21 protein-coding genes are annotated in these 19,374 nt (G+C 69.7%); 3 read left to right on the plus strand and 18 right to left on the minus strand.

The features are described 5' to 3' along the window. Window positions 1-4 precede the first annotated feature (4 nt). From hemL to SACXIDRAFT_RS08500, 11 genes are all read right to left on the minus strand, one after another. On the minus strand, window positions 5-1,309 hold the full coding sequence (hemL, locus tag SACXIDRAFT_RS08450) for a glutamate-1-semialdehyde 2,1-aminomutase (RefSeq protein ID WP_006238127.1): 1,305 nt from the start codon (window positions 1,307-1,309) through the stop codon (window positions 5-7). A gap of 24 nt (window positions 1,310-1,333) precedes the next feature. Continuing rightward, complete coding sequence (locus SACXIDRAFT_RS08455; protein ID WP_232285272.1) at window positions 1,334-1,675, minus strand: hypothetical protein; 342 nt, start codon at window positions 1,673-1,675, stop codon at window positions 1,334-1,336. 23 nt (window positions 1,676-1,698) lie between these two features. Beyond that, window positions 1,699-2,190 carry a transport-regulating membrane protein Mce1N gene (gene mce1N, locus SACXIDRAFT_RS08460; RefSeq protein WP_006238129.1) on the minus strand — a complete coding sequence of 164 codons (492 nt, stop codon included), beginning with the start codon at window positions 2,188-2,190 and terminating at the stop codon, window positions 1,699-1,701. 8 nt (window positions 2,191-2,198) lie between these two features. Continuing rightward, entirely contained in the window at window positions 2,199-2,756 is a 558-nt protein-coding gene (locus tag SACXIDRAFT_RS08465) for a hypothetical protein (RefSeq protein ID WP_040922094.1), read from the minus strand. 10 nt (window positions 2,757-2,766) lie between these two features. Further along, on the minus strand, window positions 2,767-3,738 hold the full coding sequence (gene hemB / locus SACXIDRAFT_RS08470; RefSeq protein ID WP_006238131.1) for a porphobilinogen synthase: 972 nt from the start codon (window positions 3,736-3,738) through the stop codon (window positions 2,767-2,769). Between the two features lie 392 nt (window positions 3,739-4,130). Further along, on the minus strand, window positions 4,131-5,666 hold the full coding sequence (locus SACXIDRAFT_RS08475; RefSeq protein ID WP_006238132.1) for a bifunctional uroporphyrinogen-III C-methyltransferase/uroporphyrinogen-III synthase: 1,536 nt from the start codon (window positions 5,664-5,666) through the stop codon (window positions 4,131-4,133). 67 nt (window positions 5,667-5,733) lie between these two features. Beyond that, a complete protein-coding gene (gene hemC, locus SACXIDRAFT_RS08480) occupies window positions 5,734-6,705 on the minus strand; it encodes a hydroxymethylbilane synthase (RefSeq protein WP_006238133.1) in 972 nt (323 codons plus the stop codon). Further along, the gene (locus SACXIDRAFT_RS08485; protein ID WP_006238134.1) at window positions 6,698-8,020 is read right to left on the minus strand and encodes a glutamyl-tRNA reductase; all 1,323 of its coding nucleotides are present in this window, start codon (window positions 8,018-8,020) and stop codon (window positions 6,698-6,700) included. The genes hemC and SACXIDRAFT_RS08485 overlap by 8 nt, the downstream gene beginning before the upstream one ends. Further along, the gene (locus SACXIDRAFT_RS08490) at window positions 8,020-8,961 is read right to left on the minus strand and encodes a redox-sensing transcriptional repressor Rex (protein ID WP_006238135.1); all 942 of its coding nucleotides are present in this window, start codon (window positions 8,959-8,961) and stop codon (window positions 8,020-8,022) included. The genes SACXIDRAFT_RS08485 and SACXIDRAFT_RS08490 overlap by 1 nt, the downstream gene beginning before the upstream one ends. A gap of 185 nt (window positions 8,962-9,146) precedes the next feature. Next, window positions 9,147-9,395 carry a glutaredoxin family protein gene (locus SACXIDRAFT_RS08495; protein ID WP_006238136.1) on the minus strand — a complete coding sequence of 83 codons (249 nt, stop codon included), beginning with the start codon at window positions 9,393-9,395 and terminating at the stop codon, window positions 9,147-9,149. Continuing rightward, window positions 9,388-10,920 (minus strand): AMP-binding protein, encoded by a 1,533-nt coding sequence (locus SACXIDRAFT_RS08500; RefSeq protein WP_232285273.1) that lies wholly within the window; start codon window positions 10,918-10,920, stop codon window positions 9,388-9,390. The genes SACXIDRAFT_RS08495 and SACXIDRAFT_RS08500 overlap by 8 nt, the downstream gene beginning before the upstream one ends. A gap of 202 nt (window positions 10,921-11,122) precedes the next feature. Between SACXIDRAFT_RS08500 and SACXIDRAFT_RS08505 the strand changes: the two genes are divergently transcribed. From SACXIDRAFT_RS08505 to SACXIDRAFT_RS08515, 3 genes are all read left to right on the plus strand, one after another. Continuing rightward, window positions 11,123-11,764, plus strand: a complete 642-nt coding sequence (locus tag SACXIDRAFT_RS08505) for a sigma-70 family RNA polymerase sigma factor (RefSeq protein ID WP_006238138.1) — start codon at window positions 11,123-11,125, stop codon at window positions 11,762-11,764. A 25-nt stretch (window positions 11,765-11,789) separates the two neighbouring features. Then, complete coding sequence (locus SACXIDRAFT_RS08510) at window positions 11,790-12,149, plus strand: hypothetical protein (protein ID WP_157599650.1); 360 nt, start codon at window positions 11,790-11,792, stop codon at window positions 12,147-12,149. 383 nt (window positions 12,150-12,532) lie between these two features. Further along, window positions 12,533-13,486, plus strand: a complete 954-nt coding sequence (locus SACXIDRAFT_RS08515; protein WP_006238140.1) for an HAD family hydrolase — start codon at window positions 12,533-12,535, stop codon at window positions 13,484-13,486. Between the two features lie 325 nt (window positions 13,487-13,811). Here the strand turns inward: SACXIDRAFT_RS08515 and SACXIDRAFT_RS08520 are convergent, their stop codons facing one another. The 7 genes from SACXIDRAFT_RS08520 to SACXIDRAFT_RS08545 form a co-directional block, all read right to left on the minus strand. Further along, window positions 13,812-14,750, minus strand: coding sequence for a lysophospholipid acyltransferase family protein (locus tag SACXIDRAFT_RS08520; protein ID WP_006238141.1), 939 nt, complete (start codon window positions 14,748-14,750; stop codon window positions 13,812-13,814). Between the two features lie 19 nt (window positions 14,751-14,769). Then, complete coding sequence (locus tag SACXIDRAFT_RS08525; RefSeq protein WP_006238142.1) at window positions 14,770-15,747, minus strand: NAD-dependent epimerase/dehydratase family protein; 978 nt, start codon at window positions 15,745-15,747, stop codon at window positions 14,770-14,772. A gap of 154 nt (window positions 15,748-15,901) precedes the next feature. Continuing rightward, window positions 15,902-16,003 (minus strand): 30S ribosomal protein bS22, encoded by a 102-nt coding sequence (locus SACXIDRAFT_RS22340; protein ID WP_005453035.1) that lies wholly within the window; start codon window positions 16,001-16,003, stop codon window positions 15,902-15,904. A 143-nt stretch (window positions 16,004-16,146) separates the two neighbouring features. Next, window positions 16,147-16,359, minus strand: a complete 213-nt coding sequence (locus tag SACXIDRAFT_RS08530; protein ID WP_006238143.1) for a helix-turn-helix domain-containing protein — start codon at window positions 16,357-16,359, stop codon at window positions 16,147-16,149. A gap of 231 nt (window positions 16,360-16,590) precedes the next feature. Next, entirely contained in the window at window positions 16,591-17,400 is an 810-nt protein-coding gene (gene proC / locus SACXIDRAFT_RS08535) for a pyrroline-5-carboxylate reductase (protein WP_006238144.1), read from the minus strand. 216 nt (window positions 17,401-17,616) lie between these two features. Further along, window positions 17,617-18,441, minus strand: coding sequence for a thioesterase family protein (locus tag SACXIDRAFT_RS08540; protein WP_006238145.1), 825 nt, complete (start codon window positions 18,439-18,441; stop codon window positions 17,617-17,619). Then, complete coding sequence (locus SACXIDRAFT_RS08545; RefSeq protein ID WP_006238146.1) at window positions 18,438-19,373, minus strand: proline dehydrogenase family protein; 936 nt, start codon at window positions 19,371-19,373, stop codon at window positions 18,438-18,440. The genes SACXIDRAFT_RS08540 and SACXIDRAFT_RS08545 overlap by 4 nt, the downstream gene beginning before the upstream one ends. Window position 19,374 lies beyond the last annotated feature (1 nt).

Raw genomic sequence — 19,374 nt, forward strand, 5'->3', positions numbered from 1 at the left:
GTGCTCACGGGCGCTCCGCCTTCGCAGCGGCCTCCGCGGCTCCCGGCAGCGCCGCCTCGATGATCTCGAAGGCGGCGTCGTCCATGGCGGCGTTGACGAACCACGCCTCGAAGGCACTCGGCGGCGGGTACACGCCCGCATCGAGCAGCGCGTGGAAGAAAGGCTTGAAGCGCCAGGTCTCCGACGCCGCTGCACCGGCGTAGTCGGTCACCGGCTGGTCAGTGAAGAACACGCCGACGAGGTTGCCCGCATACGAGACGGTGTGCGCGACCCCTGCCGCGTCCAGTGCGCCGCCCAGCAGGGTGCCGAGGCGTTCGGCGTTGGCGTCAAGCGCACGGTAGGTGGACTCGCCTGCGAGCCGCAGCGTCGTCAATCCGGTCGCGACGGCGACAGGGTTTCCGGACAGCGTGCCCGCCTGGTACACCGGCCCGGTCGGTGCGAGCCGCTCCATCACGTCGGCCCTTCCGCCGAACGCGGCCGCGGGCAGGCCGCCCGACATCACCTTGCCGAAGGTGTAGAGGTCACCGGCGACGCCTTCGCGGCCGTACCAGCCCGAGGCCGAGACGCGGAAGCCGGTCATCACCTCGTCCATGATGAGCAGCGCGCCGTGTTCGTGGGCCTCTTCGCGCAACCCGGCGTTGAAGCCCTCCTTCGGGGCGACGGCGCCCATGTTGCCTGCCGCAGCCTCCGTGATCACCGCCGCGATCGAGTCCGGGTTCTCCGCGAACGCCGCCCGCACGGCGTCGAGGTCGTTGTAGGGGAGCACCAGAGTGTCCGCCGCCTGCGCGCCCGTGACACCGGGCGAGGTCGGCAGTCCCAGCGTGGCGACCCCGGATCCAGCCTGTGCCAGCAGGGCATCCACGTGCCCGTGGTAGCAGCCCGCGAACTTGATGATCTTGCTGCGGCCGGTGAATCCCCTGGCCAGCCGGATGGCGCTCATCGTGGCCTCGGTGCCCGAGTTCACGAGCCGCACCCGCTGCACCGGCTCGACACGCCTGACGATCTCCTCGGCGAGTTCCACCTCACCCGACGTCGGCGTGCCGAACGACAGTCCGGACGACGCGGCCGTCCTCGCGGCCTCCACCACCTCGGGGTGCGCGTGGCCGAGGATCATCGGGCCCCAGGAGGCCACCAGATCGACATAGCGGTTGCCGTCGGCGTCCCACAGGTACGCACCCTCGCCGCGCACCATGAACCTCGGGGTTCCGCCGACCGCCGCGAACGCCCGCACCGGCGAGTTCACCCCGCCCGGTGTGACGGCGCTCGCCCGCGCGAACCAGGACTTGGACTGCTCGACTGCTCCTGTCACGCCCCCCAGTCTCGCAAAGGCTCCTCAGCGGGTGTCCGCTGGTGTGTCGGCTGTCATGGCACGGCGAGACGGACGTCTCCTCCGGCGCCGCCTGGTCCGCACTCCGAGAACGGTCTGCCGCGAGCCGTCCACGAGCAGCACACCCGCGACGGCGGCGGAGGCGAAGGCGAGCCCGACCCAACTGCCCTCGTACACGTGCGACACCAACTCGGTGCCGTCGTCGGCGTGAACCGTCACAGGTGTCACAGCGGCTCGCCAGCACCACGTCGCGGCCCAGCCCGCCGCCAGCGCGAGCACCGCCTCCACCGCTGCCACCGCGAGGCGCCACGGCTGGTGCAGGCGGTCGGAGTCGGCAGCGTCGGTCACGGCGGGCAGTTTCTCACGCCGGGTCACGCGGTCCCGGTCTCGGTCCCGCCGTCCCCCGAAGCCTCTCGATCAGCCGAGTTCCCGGTGCCCTCGGTCCGGCCCGCCGCTTCCCGCAACGCCTCGCGCAGGGCGGCACCGTCGCGTGCCCAGGCGAGCACCACCGCACCGTCGGAAAGCCGCAGCGGGACCTCGCAGAACGTGCGCGGCACTCCGAGCGCGCCGCCGAGCACGCGCGTGCCCAGCGGTGCGTCCACGTCGTCCACCTCGGCGATGTCGGCGAGAGCAAGGCGCTCGCCACCCAGCCACAACGCGTCGTCGGTGACGCGCACACTCAGAAACCTGCGCCGCGCGTACACCCACAGTGCCGTCAGCGCGGCCAGGCCCGCTCCCACCGAGAGCCACAGCACCGCGTTGGTTCCCGCTCCCGAGAACAGTTCGAGGCCGTAACCCGACAGCGCGAACAGCGGGCCCCAGGTCAGCGCCCACCCGCTCGCACCGTTCTCGTGGTAGCGCACGTCCGCGCTCAGCGCTGCCCTCCGGCAGGCGGCCCCTGGCGGGGGAAGTACCCGGTCACACTCGGCAGGTACAGCAGTGCCGTGGCCACCACGGCCAGGAACGAGGCGGCAAGCATCGGCACGCTGGTGGGGAAGAGCAGCACCTGTAGCAGCAGGGTGATCGCGGCGAGCACGGTCAGGATGGTGCGTGCCGAGCGCGCGCCCTCCCTCGCCTTCCAGCCGAACAGTGCGAACAGGACCGCGAACACCACCGCGCCGACGAACAGCGTCCACAACAGCGTGCTGACGCCGGACCTGATCTGTTCCTCGTCGAGGTTCTCCGTGGTGTTGAGGTCGATCAACGCCTGCGCCACGGTCTCCTGCTGCGTCAGCGTGTAACCGAACGCGGCGATGAGAACGAGCCCTGCCAGCACGTACAACCAGAAGGCCACCGAGACCGGCTTCGGCGGTCTCACGCTCGGCGCCTTCCCTGGAATGCTCGGTTCGGGCGGCAACCCTCGCGCCCTGCGCGCCTCATCCGACTCGGGAAGCTCTCGCCCTTCGTCCGGTTCGCCTGACTCAGTCACAACCCCGAGACTAGTCGAGCCAGCCTGCCACTTCAGCCGCCCAATACGTCAGCACGAGATCGGCTCCCGCCCTGCGGATGGACGTGAGCACCTCCAGGATCGTGCGCTCGCGGTCGATCCAGCCGTTCGCCGCGGCGCCCTCGACCATCGAGTACTCGCCCGAGATGTTGTAGGCGGCCACCGGAACCGGAGAGACCTCGGCCGCGGCCTTCACGATGTCGAGGTAGGCGAGAGCCGGTTTCACCATCACGATGTCGGCGCCCTCCGCGATGTCGAGCTCGATCTCGCGCAGCGCCTCCCTCGCGTTGGCGGGGTCCTGCTGGTAGGTCTTGCGGTCGCCTCGAAGCTGCGAATCGACGGCCTCGCGGAACGGGCCGTAGAACGCGCTGGCGTACTTCGCGGAGTAGGCGAGGATGCCGGTCTCGCTGTACCCGGCGTCGTCGAGGGCACGGCGGATCACCCCGACCTGGCCGTCCATCATCCCGCTCGGCCCCAGCAGGTGTGCCCCTGCCTCGGCCTGCGCGAGCGCCATCTCGGCGTACCGCTCCAGCGTCGCGTCGTTGTCAACGGCACCGGCAGAGTCGAGCACACCGCAGTGGCCGTGGTCGGTGAACTCGTCGAGGCAGGTGTCGGCCATCAGCACGGTGTCGTCGCCGAGATCGGACCGAAGATCGCGCAGTGTCGCGTTGAGGATGCCGTCGGCGTCGGTGGCCGCGCTGCCTGTCGCGTCGCGCGTCTCGGGGACTCCGAAGAGCATCAGGCCGCCGACCCCGGCCTCCACCGCATCGGCCGCGGTCTTGCGAACCGTCTCCCTCGTGTGCTGCACGACCCCCGGCATGCTGCTGATGGGGCGTGGCTCCGACGCGCCTTCGGCGACGAAGAGGGGCAGGATCAGCTGGCGCGGTCGCAGCGTGGTCTCACTCACCATCCGCCGCATGGCGGGAGTGCTGCGTAACCGGCGAGGACGATGCTCGGGAAACACGCTTCCGAGCCTACCGCCGTGCCGGGCCCTGCCAGGCGCAGCTCGTTGGTAGAACGCGAGAAGCATTCTGAGCTGAGTCTCGCGGGGTGTGACCCGGGCGCGTCCGCACTTCCCGCACGCATGCTTGTAGTTCCCGCACGCGCGTCCGCAGGTGACGGACAGCATTGTGCGCCAGGTGGCGCTGGGCTTGGTCTTCGGTGCGACGAAGCAAGGCGGTGCTCGGTTCGTCCGAGGACGATGAACGAAGGGCCAGGTACACCAAGTGCAAACACACGTACACCAGGTGCGGACACGCGTACACCAGGTGCGGACACGGCGGTGAGCGCCAGGGAAGTCGAGCCGTGGCAAAGGGCCGCCCACCCCGAACGGGATGAGCGGCCCCTCGTCACGCGTCAGGAACGACGCGTGCGCTTGGCCTTACGCGGCGGCGGCAACGCGCCCTCGGCGCGCAGCTTCGCCGCGTGCTCGGCGAGAGCGTCCACGAGCATGACCGCGTTGGGCTTCTCGGGACGCACGTCAACGCGAAGACCGAACTCGGTGGCCGTCTCCGCGGTCTTCGGGCCGATGCACGCCACGAGCGTCCGCGCGTGCGGCTTGCCCGCGATGCCGACGAGGTTGCGCACCGTGGACGACGACGTGAAACACACCGCGTCGAAACCGCCCGTCTTGATCATCTCACGGGTCTCGGCCGGTGGCGGCGCGGCACGCACGGTGCGGTAGGCCGTCACGTCATCGACCTCCCAGCCACGCTCCTGCATTCCCGCGGACAGCGTCTCGGTGGCGATGTCCGCCCTCGGCAGCAGCACGCGGTTCACCGGGTCGAGGATGTCGTCGTAGGGCGGGAACTCGTCCAGCAGGCCCTCGCTCGACTGCTCACCCTTCGGCACGAGTTCGGGAATGATGCCGAACGAGCGCACCCTCTCCGCGGTGGACTCGCCGACGCAGGCGATCTTCACGCCGGAGAACGCCCTGGCGTCGAGCCCGAACTCGCCGAATTTCTCCCACACCGCACGCACGGCGTTGGCCGACGTGAACACGATCCACTGGTAGCGGCCGTCCACGAGGCCCTTCACAGCGCGTTCCATCTGCGCGGGGCTGCGCGGCGGCTCCACCGAGATCGTGGGGACCTCGTGGGAGGTCGCGCCGTGGCTGCGGAGCCGCTCGGCCATGTCGCCTGCCTGCTCCTTCGTGCGCGGCACGAGGACCTTCCAGCCGTACAGCGCCCGCGACTCCCACCACGACAGCTTCGCGCGGTTGCTCACGGCCTCGCCGATGCTCACGACGAGCGGACCGACGAGCTCACCCGCGTCTGCGGCCAGCGTGGCCAGTGTCGAGTCGAGCGTGCGCTGCGTGTTGCTCGTGCCGTTGGAGGTCACGGCGACGGGCAACTGCGGCGAGAGCCCATGCTCGACCAGTGCCGACGCGGCCTCGGCGAGGTGACTCGACGTCGCGTGCAACACGATGGCGCCGGGGGTCGCCGCGAGCTTCGCCCAGTCGGTCTCCCCCGCACGCAGATCCACCTCGGCGTGCGCGGCGCCGAGCGCCACACCCGCGTACGCGGGAACGGCCGTGCCTGCGGAAACACCGGGAACCACGTCGAAAACCGCGCTGGTGCGCGACACCGCCTGCACTTCGGCGACGACGGCCTGCTGCGTCAGCGGATCGCCCGCCGTCAACCGCAGGACCAGCCTGCCCGCCTTGGCCTCCGTGGCCAGGTCTCTCGCGACGTCACCTGGCTCGCCCACGGCGGGACGTACCTCCGCGTCGGCGCTGGCGAAAGCCAGCACACCGGAAGGCACATCGGGGTCGGTCACCACGAGGTCGGCCTTCGTGAGCAGCTCCTGGGCACGGACCGTCAACAGCCCGGTGTCCCCTGGGCCCGAGCCCACGAAAGCGACACGCCCCGTGGTTTTGCGTGCGCGGGTCATTACGTCGTCTCTCCTCGTCATCGGCCGCGTCCACGGCCGAGCGTTCGTTCTTACCTGTCCGGATTTGTCAGCGTGACACCGCGCCAGCACCGAGGTCGAGCAGCTCGGCGGCCAGCATGCGGCCGAGCTTGTCCGCCTCGGAGGTGTCGGCGGTCGCCGAAGCCCGAAGCATCTGCACGGCGTCGCCCTCGACGGCGGTCGCGGCGACGCCCACCATCGAAAGGCGTTCGACCACAGCCCCCTCGCCGTTCAGATCCTCGACGACCTCGGCGAGCGCACCGACGGGCGCGCTGCATCCTGCCTCGAGCGCCGCGAGCAACGCCCTCTCCGCCGTCACGGCCACTCGCGTCGCCGCGTCGTCCACGACGGTGTGGAGCAGGTGTTCGGTGTCCACGTCGTCGGCGCGGGTCTCGACGGCCAGCGCCCCCTGCGCTGGCGCCGGAACCATCTGGATCGGGTCGAGAACCTCCGTCACCAGCCCGAGCCTGTCCGTCCGCGCCAACCCTGCCCTCGCCAGCACGACGGCGTCCAGTTCCCCCGAGGTCACCTTGCTGAGCCGGGTGTCGATGTTGCCACGAATCGGCACGACGTCCAGCCCGAGACCGAGCGCGCGGAGCTGGGCCATCCTGCGGGGCGAACCGGTACCGACGCGCGACCCCGGCGGCAGTTCACCGAGCGTGAGCCCGTCCCGCGCCACGAGTGCGTCACGCGGGTCCTCACGTTTCGACACGGCCGCGAGCGCGATACCGGGCTCGGGCGCTGTCGGCAGGTCCTTGTAGGAGTGCACGGCCACATCGACCTGTCCCTCCAGCAGTGCCTCCCGCACAGCGGAGGTGAACACGCCGACTCCGATCTCGGCGATCGGAGCGGACGAGCGGTCGCCGGGGGTGGAGATGGGGACCAGTTCAACCCGGCATCCCGCGCTCTGAAGCATCGCCGCGATCGTGCCCGTCTGTGCCATGGCGAGCCTGCTGCCGCGCGTGCCGATGCGGATGGTCCTGCCGACGTTCCTGTCAGCCGTGTCAGTCACTTTATTCACCGTCGATCTGCTCGTGCCTGGATGCCGCCGACGGGCTCGACACCGCCGTGGGTGCTTGCGGGTCGAGTCCGAACAACTCCCGCAGTGCGTTGGCGTAATCGGTGTCGGCCTTCTCGGCGGCGAGTTGTTTGACGCGCACGGTCGGCGCGTGCAGCAGCTTGTCCACAACCCTGTTGACCGTGCGGCCCAGTTCGTCGCGGACGGCGGCGTCGAGGCCGGGAAGGCGCCGGTCCAGCCTCAGCAGTTCGGCGTTCACCACCTCGGTCGCGCGCTTGCGCAACGCGGTCACGGTGGGTGTCACCGCGGCGCTGCGCTGGCCTGCCAGGTAGGCCCGCACCTCGTCGAGGACAATGCCGGACGCCTTGGCGATCTGCTTCTCCGTGGTGGCCGTTCCCGATTCGGCCATGCGCCTGCGCAGCGTTTCGAGATCCACCAGCGTCACGCCGGGCACGCTCTCGACGCCGGGCTCGACGTCCCTCGGCAGACCGAGGTCGCAGATCACGACGGGACGCTCGGCGCGTGGCGCGACGTGCTCCGAGCCGAGAACGGGAATCTTCGACCCGGTACACACCACGACGACGTCGGCACGCAGCACCTCGTCGGCGAGGTCGGACATCGGAACGGCTCTCGCCGCCACTCCCTGCTCGCTGATCGAGGCGGCCAGTCGCATCGCGCGCTCCGGCGTCCGGTTCACCACGGCGATCTCGCCGACACCGGACTTGCGCAGCTGCGACGCCGACAGCGCGCCCATGGAACCCGCGCCCACGACGAGGGCTTTCCTGCCCTCCAGCTCACCCGCGGCGGCCAGAGCCTCGGACACCACGGAAGCGCCGAGGCGGTCGAGACCGGTCTCGCTGTGCACCCGTTTGCCAACACGCAACGTCGTCTGCACCAGCTCGTGCAGGGTGCTGCCGACGGTGCCCGCCTGGCGAGCGGCGGCGTAGGCCGCACGCACCTGGCCGAGAATCTGCGTCTCGCCGACCACCATCGAGTCCAGCCCCGACGCGACGGAGAACACGTGCTCCACCGCCGCGCCCGCGTAGTGGACGTAGAAGTGCTCGTACAGCTGACCCGGCTCCATGCCTGCCTGCCTCGCCAGCACCTCGGTGATACCGGCGAGACCACCGTGGAAGGTCTCGACGACGGCGTAGACCTCGATGCGGTTGCAGGTGGACAGCAGCATGACCTCGGAGACGTCGTCGGCCTGCTGGAGCTCGTGCAGCACCTTCTCCACCTCGGCGGAGGGGATCGCGGCCCGTTCGAGGATCGCCAGGCCTGCGGTGCGGTGTGACAGCCCGATCGCGAGCACGCTCATCACGACACCACCATGTCCTTCACGTCCCCGGCGCCCCTCATGCCCTTCATAGCCTTCACGCCCTTCGCGCCGTCGGTGCCACCGGCCTCGACCGCACCGCCGCTCTGTTCCGCCTCCGGCGCCGCCCTCCGCGCCACGTGGAACGACAGGATCTGCAACTCCACCGCGAGATCGACCTTCCGCACCTCGACCTGCTCGGGCACCTGCAACACCACGGGGGCGAAGTTCAGAATGCACTGCACCCCGCCCTCGACGAGCCGGTCGCACACCGACTGCGCGGCTGTCGGCGGCGTCGCGATGACCCCGATGGAGATGCCTCGCTCGGCGCACACCGACGGGATGTCGTCGAGGTGTGACACCGGAACCCCGCCCACCGGCACACCGATCAGGTCGGGGTCGATGTCGAACAGGGCGTCCACGGGGAATCCGCGCCCTGGGAATCCACCGTAGTTCGCCAGCGCGTGACCGAGGTTCCCGATTCCCACGACGGCGACCTTGTGCTGGCGGGTCAGGCCGAGTGTCCGCTCGATCTGCCCGATCAAAACCTGAACCTCGTAGCCGACACCCCGCGTGCCGTACGAGCCGATGTAGGAGAGGTCCTTGCGCAGCTTGGCCGAGTTCACACCGGCCGCGGCCGACAGTTCCTCGCTGGAGACCGTGGTGGCCGCCTGCTCGGCCATCGCGGACAGCACGCGCAGGTAGACGGCGAGACGGGCGACGGCCGCCTCCGGGATCGCGCGGGTCGAATTCGCCGCCTGCGAGTTCTCGGTCGCCACGGTGGTCGTACCGGTGGCGTCGGCGCCCTTCGCCGGATGCGCTGCCGAAACGTCGCCGCCTTCCCCGGTGGCCGAAGCGCCGCCGGCCTCCGAAGCGCCACCGGCCTCGGGGGCGCGCCTCGGCGCGGGTGCGGACCCATTGCGCCGACCCCGCTGTGCCACCACGCTGGACTCCTGTCACCAGATAGCGAAAAAATCAACTCTTGACCGAGCGGGCACGTGTAGTGTTCGATGCCGGGCTCCGCGCGGGTGCTGGCACTACGGTAGCCACTTGTGAACGTAGGCACAAAGCGCCTGGTTAGGACGTTGACGCAGGCCACACCACCCCTCGTCCCCCGGTGCCGGAGCGGTCACGACCGCAGTGCCGACCTGAGCCGTTCCTCGTCAACCGACCAGTAGCCGTGTTCGTCACCATCCACGAGGATCACCGGCACCCTGTCGCCGTACTCGGCACGCCATTCCGGATCGGTGTCCACGTCGGCCGCCGACCACGGCACACCCAACTCGCCGCAGATGCGTTCGACGTCCTGCTCGGCCTTCTCACACGCCGAACAGCCGACACGGGTCATCACCACGACGGTGTGCTGCTCCTCAGGCATGAGTCCCATCCTCCCGCAGCGGTCCCGCGTCCCTGAGCCCAACCCGGCGCACCTTGCCGGTGGCGGTGTGCGGCAGGCTCTCCGCGAAGGCCACCACCGTGGGCACCTTGTACCCGGCCAGCCTCGCGGCGCAGTGCTCGATCACCTGCTGCTCGGACAGTCCCACACCCTCCTCGGGCACCACCACGGCCTTGACCGCCTCGCCACTGCGCGCGTCGAGCACACCCACGACCGCGACCTCCCGCACGCCGGGCAACTCCGAGATCACGTCCTCGACCTCGTGCGGGTAGACGTTGAAACCGTTGACGATCACCACGTCGCCCGCGCGGTCCACGAGGTGCAGATCGCCGTCGGTGTCGATGTAGCCGACGTCACCGGTGCGGAACCAGCCTTCAGCGTCCGGTCCGTGAGCACCGTCGGGCCAGTACCCGGAGAACAGGTTCGCCCCGCGCACGGCAACGAGCCCTGTGCCGTCCGCGTCGTCGAAGGTGTCGTCGGGGTCCCCCGGGTCCAGCGGCACACCGCTCTCGGAGCCGTCACTGTCCACGAGCCGCAGCTCGACACCGGGCAGCGGCCTCCCGACGGAGCCCGGCTTCGCGTATCCGGTCACCAGCGTCGAGGTCACCACGGGGGCCGTCTCCGTGAGCCCGTAGCCCTCGAACACCGAAAGGCCCGTGGCGGCGCGGATGTCGGCGAGCAGCTTCGGCCGCAGGGGCGCTGCCCCCGAGATCAGCAGCCGCACGGTGGACAAGCTCTCGCCGAGTTCGTCGGCGGGCCGAGCCCCCATCTCCGAATACATCGCAGGCACCGCGATGACCACGGTGACCCGGTGGTTCAAGCAGTCCGACAGCGCCGACCGCACCTCGAAGCGGGGCGCGCACACGACGGTGGCTCCTGCGGCCGTCACCGTGAGCAGGCCGGGGCCGAGCCCGTAGACGTGATGCATGGGAACCGAGACGAACACCCGGTCCGACGGCTCGGCCACGGGCGGGGTGAGCGAGCGCAACTGCGCGACACCGGCCAGCAGAGCCCGGTGCGAGAGCATCGCACCCCTCGGTGCGCCCGCGGTGCCCGAGGTGTAGAGCAGGGCCGCGATGTCCTCACCACCCCTGGCCGGTTCGGTGTCGCTGCCTGCGTCGGCGACGGCGACATCGAGCACCGGCTCGATCGGTGTCGCCGAACCGAACGGCTGGTCGGTGAGCACGGTCTTCGCTCCGCAGTGGTCGAGCACCTCCTGCGAGGCTTGCGCGGGTTCGTACGGGTTCAGCGGCACCGCGACTCCGTCGGCTCGCAACACGGCGTAGAACGCCACGGCGAACGCCGCCGACGTCGGCAACCGGATGCCCACCCTGTCGCCAGGTTCGACCCCGCTCTCCCTCAACCGGCGCGCGGTGTCCCGCACAGCGAGATCCACCTCGCGCCAGGTCAACGTGGCGCCCGTCGCTGTATCGATCAATGCGAGCGCGTCCGGCCTGGCCCTTGCCGCCTCAGCGGCGAGATCGGCGACGTTGCTGCTCTCACCCACAACCTGCCCCTTTCCCTTCACCGACAGTCTCCCAGCAACGTCGGCACGCCTTCCGGCCACGCGGCCACCGACGGGGGCCGTCGCCGATTCGCAACAACAACACCACTACCTACTTAGCGGTAACAACCCGTATGCTCCATCGGGCGATGTAGTGGCGGTGATCACGCGGAGGCCGGGAACGGGCCCGGAGGAGGTGCGACACGTGAGCATGCCGATCGCTGTTGCGGCTGGTCCAGCACCCGCGACGCTGGGAAAGGCGAGGCGGAGGGCCTCGCAGGCCGACTCGGCCGTTGACGAGAACTGGGAACTGGTCCGCGCGGCACAGCGCGGCGACACCTCGGCGTTCGCGACGCTGTACGACCGGCATGTGGACGGCGTCTTCCGGTACGTGCTGCTCCGCGTCGGCGACCGTCATCTCGCCGAGGACGTCACCAGCGAGACCTTTCTGCGCGCGCTGCGCCGCATCACGTCGATCTCGTACCAGGGGCGGGACGTCGGCGCGTGGTTCACCACCATCGCCCGCAACCTCGTCTTCGACCACGTCAAATCCAGTCGGTTCCGGCTTGAGGTCGTTACCGACGAGATCGCGGAGCCCGGCGCGGGCTCCGGCGCGCCACCCGGACCGGAACAGCAGGTCATCACCCGGACCACCAACGACGAACTGCTGCGCTGCATCGCGGGCCTCGGCGACGACCAGCGCGACTGCATCATCCTGCGATTCATCCAGGGCTACTCGGTCTCCGAGACCGCGGCGATCATGCAGCGGAACGAGGGCGCTGTGAAAGCACTCCAGCACCGCGCTGTGCGGCGGCTCGCGACCCTGCTACCACGGGGCATCAGGTGATCATGCTCGCGTAACCGCCAGGGGCGTGGCTCGTTGCTCCGGCGACGAGATGGCGACGTTCGTGGAGGCTGGCGCGGTGGGCGAGGCTGCGTGGTCCATGGGGTCAAAGGGGTCAGGGAGATCCCAGAGATCGCAGAGATCCCGGAGGTTCCCGTGGTGGCCGCGTTCCCGGAGACGCGACGCCGAGCGGTTCGCACGTTTCGTCGATGCGGACACCGCCGACGACTGCGGCGGCATTCGCGAATTCGGCGCCGAACTCGCCGTCGTGGAGGCACTTCACCGGCTCGGCGACTCCGTCACGGTGGAGCCGGAGGCACGCGAACGCATGGCGCTCAGGGCCAGGGGACCGCAGGCCCACTCCGGGTCGGTCGCCGCCTCGCTCTGAGAAGGGGCGCAGCCGGACCCACCGCGCTGGCCCCGGCTCGCGGGAGGCGCCGATCCTGGTGCCGTCCACGGTTGAGGTCGAGCAGACGCAGGCTCCGAGTGGACCCGCCCTCGGAGCAGGCGGAGATAGCCCTGCGGCACGACGCCGCGGATCACGGAGTTGTTATCCGTCCTCGGAGCAGGCGGAGTGCCCTGCGGCACGACGCCCGGCCGCGACGCGGTGGCGGCAACCCCCGCGAGGACAGTTCGTGACTCGGTACGCCCACCGCCGTGCACGTGGGTCCGCACCCCCAGGAACTGCCCGGGATCACCCGGCGGATAGCTCTCCGGTGTTCACGCCACGCTCGTTACTCTGTGACCAAGCGCCGGAGGCGGACCATACGTATGGAGGCGGTGTGCGTGTCTCTGTGGCGGAGCCGCAGTAAGCGGGAACGCGAGCGGCTCGCAGCACTGGCAGGCGAGGCGTCGGCCGAAGCGGCCGTCGCGATGGAGGCCACCGCGGTGGCCACGGCCGCACCAGTCACGGAACCCGAAGCACCTGAGGTCGAGCGGCCTGCCATTCCCCAAGACCTCACGGCAGCGGCGTTCTTCGACGTGGACAACACGATGATGATGGGCGCGTCGATCTTCCACTTCGCGAGGGGGCTCGCCGCGCGCAAGTACTTCAGCACCTCCGACCTCGCCGGTTTCGCCTGGCAGCAGGTCAAATTCAGGGTCGGTGGCAGGGAGAGCCACCAGGGAGTGCAGTCCAGCAGGGAGCAGGCGCTGTCGTTCGTCGCTGGCCGCACCGTTGACGAGATGGTCTCCATCGGCGAGGAAATCTACGACGAGCTCATGGCCGACAAGATCTGGGCAGGCACGCGAGCACTCGCTCAGATGCATCTCGACGCGGGTCAGCGGGTCTGGCTGGTGACCGCCACCCCCGTGGAGCTCGCGGCGATCATCGCCCGAAGGCTCGGGCTCACCGGCGCGCTCGGCACCGTCGCCGAGAGCGTGGACGGCGTTTACACGGGCAGGCTTGTCGGTGACCTCCTGCACGGCAGAGCCAAGGCGCACGCCGTGCGAGCACTCGCCGCGAGGGAAGGGCTCAACCTGCGCCGGTGCACTGCGTACTCGGACTCGCAGAACGACGTCCCGATGCTCTCGGTCGTCGGCACCGCCGTCGCCGTCAACCCCGATTCGGGCCTGCGCGACGTCGCAAGGGCGAGGGGATGGGAGATCAGGGACTTCCGCACGGGACGCAAGGCCGCGAAGATCGGCGTCCCCTCTGTCCTCGGCGCAGGCGCGCTCGCCGGTGCCGTGGCAGCGGGCCTGGCCTACCGCAAACGCCTGGTCTGACCGTGTCCGCACTTCATGCACAGGTCCTTGCACTTTGCGCACCCGTGTCCGCACCTTATGCACGCATGCTCGCACTTTGCGCACTCGTGTCCACACTTTGTGCACCCGTGTCCGCACTCTGGGTACGTTAGCCGCCCCTCGACGGGCGAGCCCGCACTCGTGCCTTGATTTCCGCTCCCTCGCACACCCGACGAGGTGCCACACCCGTGCAGGAAGTGCCAACAACCGTGCAGGAAGCGCGGACACGGACAGGAGGTGCAAACAACCGTGCGGGAAGTGCCAACACCCGTGCAGGAAGTGCGGACACGGCGGTTGGGGCTGCGGCTCAGCCGGTGAAGATTCCCCTGCGGTGGGCCAGCCTGCGGTACAGCATGTCCTGAATGCTCTCCCTGACCCGGTCGGTGAGGGTCAGCACCAGCATCTGGTCGTCCTCCGCGCCCTCGGCATAGCAGTCGGTGGGAATGGGCTCACCGAACTCGATGTGCCACTTCGTCGGCAGCGGCACCGTGCCCAGCGGCCCGAGCAGCGGGAAGAACGGCGTCACGGGAAAGTACGGCAGGCGCAGCAGCCTGGCCAACGGCTTGATGTCTCCGATCTTCGGGTAGATCTCCTCGGCGCCCACGACGGCACACGGGATGATCGGTGCCCCCGTCCGCAACGCCGCCGACACGAAACCCCCGCGCCCGAAGCGCTGCAACTTGTACCGCGCCGAGAACGGTTTGCCGACCCCCTTGTATCCCTCGGGCCACACACCGACGAGTTCGCCTTCCCGCAGCAGCCTTTCGGCGTCGGGATGGCAGGCCAGTGTCTGGCCGCTCTTGCGCGCCAGCGACCCGAGAACAGGGGTGTCGAACACAAGGTCGGCCCCCAGCATGCGCAGGAACCGATGCTCTGGATGCTCGTCGTGCACGGCGAAGGCCGTCATCACGGCGTCGATCGGCACCACACCGGAATGGTTGGAGACGAGCAGAGCCCCGCCCTCGCCGGGAATGTGCTCGACGCCGTGCGCGCTCACGCGGAACCACCGCTCGTACAACGGCCGCAGCAGCGGGATGAGCACGGCCTCGGTGAATTCCTGGTCGAAACCGAACTCGTCGATCTCGTAGTCACCGCTAAGCCTGCGACGAAGGAAGTCGAGCAGGCCGCCCGAAGGGGAACGTCGCTCCGCTTTCCGCACAGGCAGTGGAACCACGCTCGACGAAGTGTCGGGCTCGCCGTCGCCGGGACGCAACGGAACCACTCGCGCCGAACCTCGTGAGGTCACGGTGAACCCTCCATCGCAGTCACGCTGTCACGCGCCCCCGCCGCCCGGCAACCGCGTCGTCGAACGCCTCACGTGTCGTCCAGCGAGGGGTGTACCCGAACTCCCGGATCAGCCGCTCCGTATCGACGACCCGCCCGAAGTTCAGCAACCGCACGAGGTCGGCCGACAACCGCACCCGCCTGGCGAGACGTAGTGCCGTTCCGATGGGCGACATGGCGGGGCGCGGAACACCGACACCGACGCGACCGGCAAGCCGGATGGCCTGCGACAGCGACAGCACCCCGTCTCCCGCGACGTTGAACACTCCGGGACGGTCGAGAACGGTGGCGCGTTCCAGCACGGCGAGGGCGTCGTCGGCGTGCAGGAACTGGAGCCTGCCGTCGAATCCGAGCACGGTCGGCACGAGCGGCAGCGAGAAGTACCTGGTGAAGACGGTGTCGAAGTCGGGGGTAACGAGATCGGCGAACCTCAGCGTGGTCACCCCGACGTCGGGACGCCGCCGGGAGAAACCGCGAACGTAGCCCTCCAACTCGACGGCGTCCTTGGAGTAGCCGGTCGCCACGGCCGGGATCAGCTCCGCGTCCTCCGTGAACACGGCCCTGGAACGCGACGACGCACCGTAGACGGCCGTGGTCGAGATGACGACGAGCTTGCGAAGGTGCGGCGAGTTCTGGCACGCGGCGAGCAGCCGCATGGTGCCGATGACGTTGGCTTCCTTGATCGCCGAATGTCCACCCGAACCCGCGGGGTGACACGTGGGACCGGCGTGTACCACCGTGTCCACCCTCGCGGAGGTCATGATCTTGGCGATCAGCGGGTTCCGGATGTCCACCCGCACGAATTCGGCCCTTCCCGGCTCTCGCAGCACACCGGGAACGGGTGGTGCGGTGTCCACCCCGACGACCCGTTCGAGGTCGGACCGCGCGCCCAACCTCGCCAGCAACCGTCCGCCCAGCTCACCGGATACCCCGGTGACGAGGACGACGTTCGACGGCATCAGACCCCCGTGTGACAGGCGCGGTCGCGACCCCTGACTGTGTACACCAGGGTGGATGCTACCCCGACACGTCGGTGCCGGGGCGGAATCTCACACTCGCCCAGCCGGACGATCCCCTCGTCGCGGCCGTGCCGACACGCGCGGGCCTGCGGCCTCACTTACCCTGCTTGCGGCGCTGCACCCGCGTGCGGCGAAGCAGCTTGCGGTGCTTCTTCTTGGACATGCGCTTACGACGCTTCTTGATTACCGAGCCCACACCACGCTCCTAACGGTCGGTCGCGAACGGCTCTCCAGGTTACCCGGGCACCTCCGCGTGGCGTGCGTGGCCCTCCCGCACCTCGGTCGTGATTCACAGGTCCTCTCCTCGCGAGCGGATACGAGGGAGGCATGGGATCCGGCCTACCCCACGTCGAAGTAGGCGTTGTCCAGGTAGGAGTGAACGGCCTGCTCCGGCACCCGGAACGACTTGCCGACCCGCACGGCGGGCAACTCCCCGGAGTGCACCAGTCGGTAGACCGTCATCTTGGAGACTCGCATCAGAGCGGCCACCTCGGCGACTGTCAGGAACTGGACCTGCCGCCCCGGCACGTCCTGGTCATTGTTCGGCGGCATAGCGATTCACCGTGTCCTTTGCCACGCGCCGCGCCGCCCGGCTTCCCCACCGAGCGGTACCGACACGCGCGTGCTTCCCCCGAGGGTAGCGGGACTTCTGGGGCTCGTGCGACGCCTGTCGAGGCGAAACGGGGCACCCGGACGGAGGCAACACCGCCGGTCACCACCCTCGCGGGTGCCTGCGCGTGGCGATTCTGCCGTATCGGGTCACCAACCCACGCGGGCACGCTGTCAGTCCTCGTGGGCGCGGCCGAGTTCGACGGAGCGGTCGCGCGCCGCCTCGATGGCCGCGAGAAGCGCGGCCCTGACCCCATGCTTCTCCAGCTCTCGGATCGCGTTGATCGTCGTACCCGCCGGGGAGGTCACGGCCTCCCTCAGCAACACGGGGTGGCTCTCGCCCTCGGCGAGCATCTTGGCCGCCCCGACGGCCGACTGCACGATGAGCTGCTCGGCGACGGCGCGAGGCAGCCCCAGGAGGATGCCCGCGTCGATCATGGCCTCGACGAGGTAGAAGAAGTACGCCGGACCGGAGCCCGACAGGGCGGTGACCGCGTCCTGCTGCGACTCGGGAACCTCGACCACCTTGCCGACGCAGCCGAGCAGGTCGGTGACGATCTCGATGTGCTCGGGCCCCGCGTACTTGCCCGCGGACACGGCGCTCATCGCCTCGCCCACGAGCATCGGCGTGTTGGGCATCACCCTGACCACGGGTGTTCCCGAAGGGAGCCTGCGCTCGAACAGTGCCGTCGGCAGGCCCGCGCACAGCGACACCACGAGGGACTGCGGTCGCAGCAGCGGCGCGAGGTCGGCGAGCACGGGCTCGATGTCCTGCGGCTTTACCGCGACGACCAGCAGGTCGGCCCGCTCTGCCGCCTCCTTCACGGTGACGCCGGTGATCCCGTAACGCTCCTGCAACTCGGTCGCCCGCTCAGGGTGCCGCTCGGTGAACAGCAGATCCTCCGGAGCGCGCCCTCCGCTGAGCAGCCCGGACAGCAGCGCTTCTCCGATCTTGCCGGCACCCAGTACAGCGATGGTTCCCATGCCAGCAACACTAAGCCAGGCCCTCTTTCACGACTCCCGCGTACCGCGCGGAGAGAACGTGTCGAACACCGCCTTGGCCGCGTCGCACGACGCCCACGTGCCGGCGCGGAGCGCTGACCTGCCGGGGCAGCCAGCCGTGAGCCCGCGCGGGCGGTGTCACAGGACTGACCTCGGTCGGCCACGGAGGGATCCCGTGCGCCCGCGGGCGGGCGGGTGTCACGGCAGGGGGGCCAGCGCCAGTTGCCTCGCCTGGCAGACGAGACGACCGTGGCTGTCCACCACCACGGCGTCGGAGTCGAACCAGCCCTCGTGGACGGCACGGCAGTCCACCTGTATCCGCAGCCAGCCTGGATGCGGGCGGGTCCGCACCAACGTGGTGAGCTGCACGGTCGGCGCCCACCCTGTGCCTCCGAGGTTGAACACCACCGGCGGGTTGAGATCACCGGCGAGGAGCAGGAAGTACGGGTCGGGTTCACCGTGGCGCGGACGCACCCACAACCGGAGGCGAGGCGGGTCGTCCCGCCTTCCGGCGAGATAACCGGCCGTCGCGGGGTCGATCCGGACATCACAGCCCTTGGCGAGGTGGAACAGCCCCTCGGCTGTGCGGCCCGCCAGCGCGATCGCCCCCGCAGGCGGCTCGACGGGCAGCGCGGGCACGTCGTTCCACACGGGAGGGCGCAGCGGGAGTCTGCCTGCCGTCACCCTCGCCTCCACACAGCTTCGACCCCGCTGCTCCATGCTCACGGCCACCACCGTGGCCCTCCTGCCCACCTTGCGCACCTCGGCGCGCAGGAGCACAGGGCCCAGCGCGAGCGCGTGCAGGAACTCGGCACTCACAGCGAGCGGCTCGGAGGGTGGCTCACCCGCCTCGAACAGCGCCCTGATCCCGGCCTTCGCCACGAGGGCGAGCAGGAATCCCCCGTGCGGATGCCTTCCGATCGCCCACTCCTGGCGGAGGTCGGCGGTGAAGGTGCCGTCGCCCAGCGAACGGATCTCGCAGGCCGCCGCGAACGACAGCGGCTCCGAGTCGATCGTGCTCACGAACGACTGACCAGTGCTCGCAGGAACAACGCGAGGTTCGCGGGCCGCTCCGCGAGCCTTCGCATCAGGTAGCCGTACCACTGCTCACCGAACGGCACGTACACACGCACGGTCTCCCCTTCCGCGGCCAGCCGGCGCTGCTCGTCCGGCCGGACTCCGTACAGCATCTGGTACTCGTAGGTCCCTGGTCGCCTGCCGTACCAGCGCGTGCGCTGCCGCAATACCCCCACAAGCCGGGGATCGTGGGTGGCGAACATCGCGTACGCGCCACCCTCGAGGAGCAGGTTGGCACATCGCACGTAGCTGAGATCGACAGCGTGGGCATCGCTGTGCGCGACATCGCCCGGCTCAGCGTAGGCGCCCTTACACAGCCGCACACGAGACCCCTTGTGTGCCAGCGCGGCGACATCGGTTTCGCTGCGGCGAAGGTAGGACTGGACCACTGCTCCGACCCAGGGCCACGTGCGGCGCGCGTCGTTCACCACGGCGAGCGTGCTGTCGGTCGTGGTGTGGTCCTCCATGTCCACGGTGACAGTGGTGCCGCACCGCTGCGCAGCCTCACAGATGCGGCCGAGGCTCAGCGAGGCGAGCGCGGGATCACCGTCCACGGTCAGGGCCGACAGCTTCACACTCACCTCGGCGTGGCCGGAGAGGCCCTGCTCGGCGAGGCCGTCGAGCAACCGCAGGTACGTGCGGACAGCCCGCTCGACCTGCCCGCGATCGCGGGTCCACTCGCCCAGGTAATCGAGGGTCGCGTAGCGGCCGTCGGTGGCGAGGGCCCTCACGGCGGCCAGCGCGTCCGCCACGGTCTCACCCGGCACGAACCGGGCGACGATCCGCCGGGCACCCGGCACCGTGAAGGACCTGGCCACCGCACGCCGGATCACGTCGTTGCCCGCGGCGGCGAGGATCAACGATCGCAGCGGCTCCACG

This window comes from Saccharomonospora xinjiangensis XJ-54 (assembly GCF_000258175.1).
GTDB lineage: Bacteria > Actinomycetota > Actinomycetes > Mycobacteriales > Pseudonocardiaceae > Saccharomonospora > Saccharomonospora xinjiangensis.

Bases quoted from the DNA above. Each gene is read 5' to 3' on its own strand.
- SACXIDRAFT_RS08475 (WP_006238132.1), bottom strand. From the start codon at position 5,666: ATGACCCGCGCACGCAAAACCACGGGGCGTGTCGCTTTCGTGGGCTCG.
- SACXIDRAFT_RS08495 (WP_006238136.1), bottom strand. From the start codon at position 9,395: ATGCCTGAGGAGCAGCACACCGTCGTGGTGATGACCCGTGTCGGCTGT.
- SACXIDRAFT_RS08515 (WP_006238140.1), top strand. From the start codon at position 12,533: ATGGAGGCGGTGTGCGTGTCTCTGTGGCGGAGCCGCAGTAAGCGGGAA.
- proC (WP_006238144.1), bottom strand. From the start codon at position 17,400: ATGGGAACCATCGCTGTACTGGGTGCCGGCAAGATCGGAGAAGCGCTG.
- SACXIDRAFT_RS08485 (WP_006238134.1), bottom strand. From the start codon at position 8,020: ATGAGCGTGCTCGCGATCGGGCTGTCACACCGCACCGCAGGCCTGGCG.
- SACXIDRAFT_RS08525 (WP_006238142.1), bottom strand. From the start codon at position 15,747: ATGCCGTCGAACGTCGTCCTCGTCACCGGGGTATCCGGTGAGCTGGGC.
- SACXIDRAFT_RS08530 (WP_006238143.1), bottom strand. From the start codon at position 16,359: ATGCCGCCGAACAATGACCAGGACGTGCCGGGGCGGCAGGTCCAGTTC.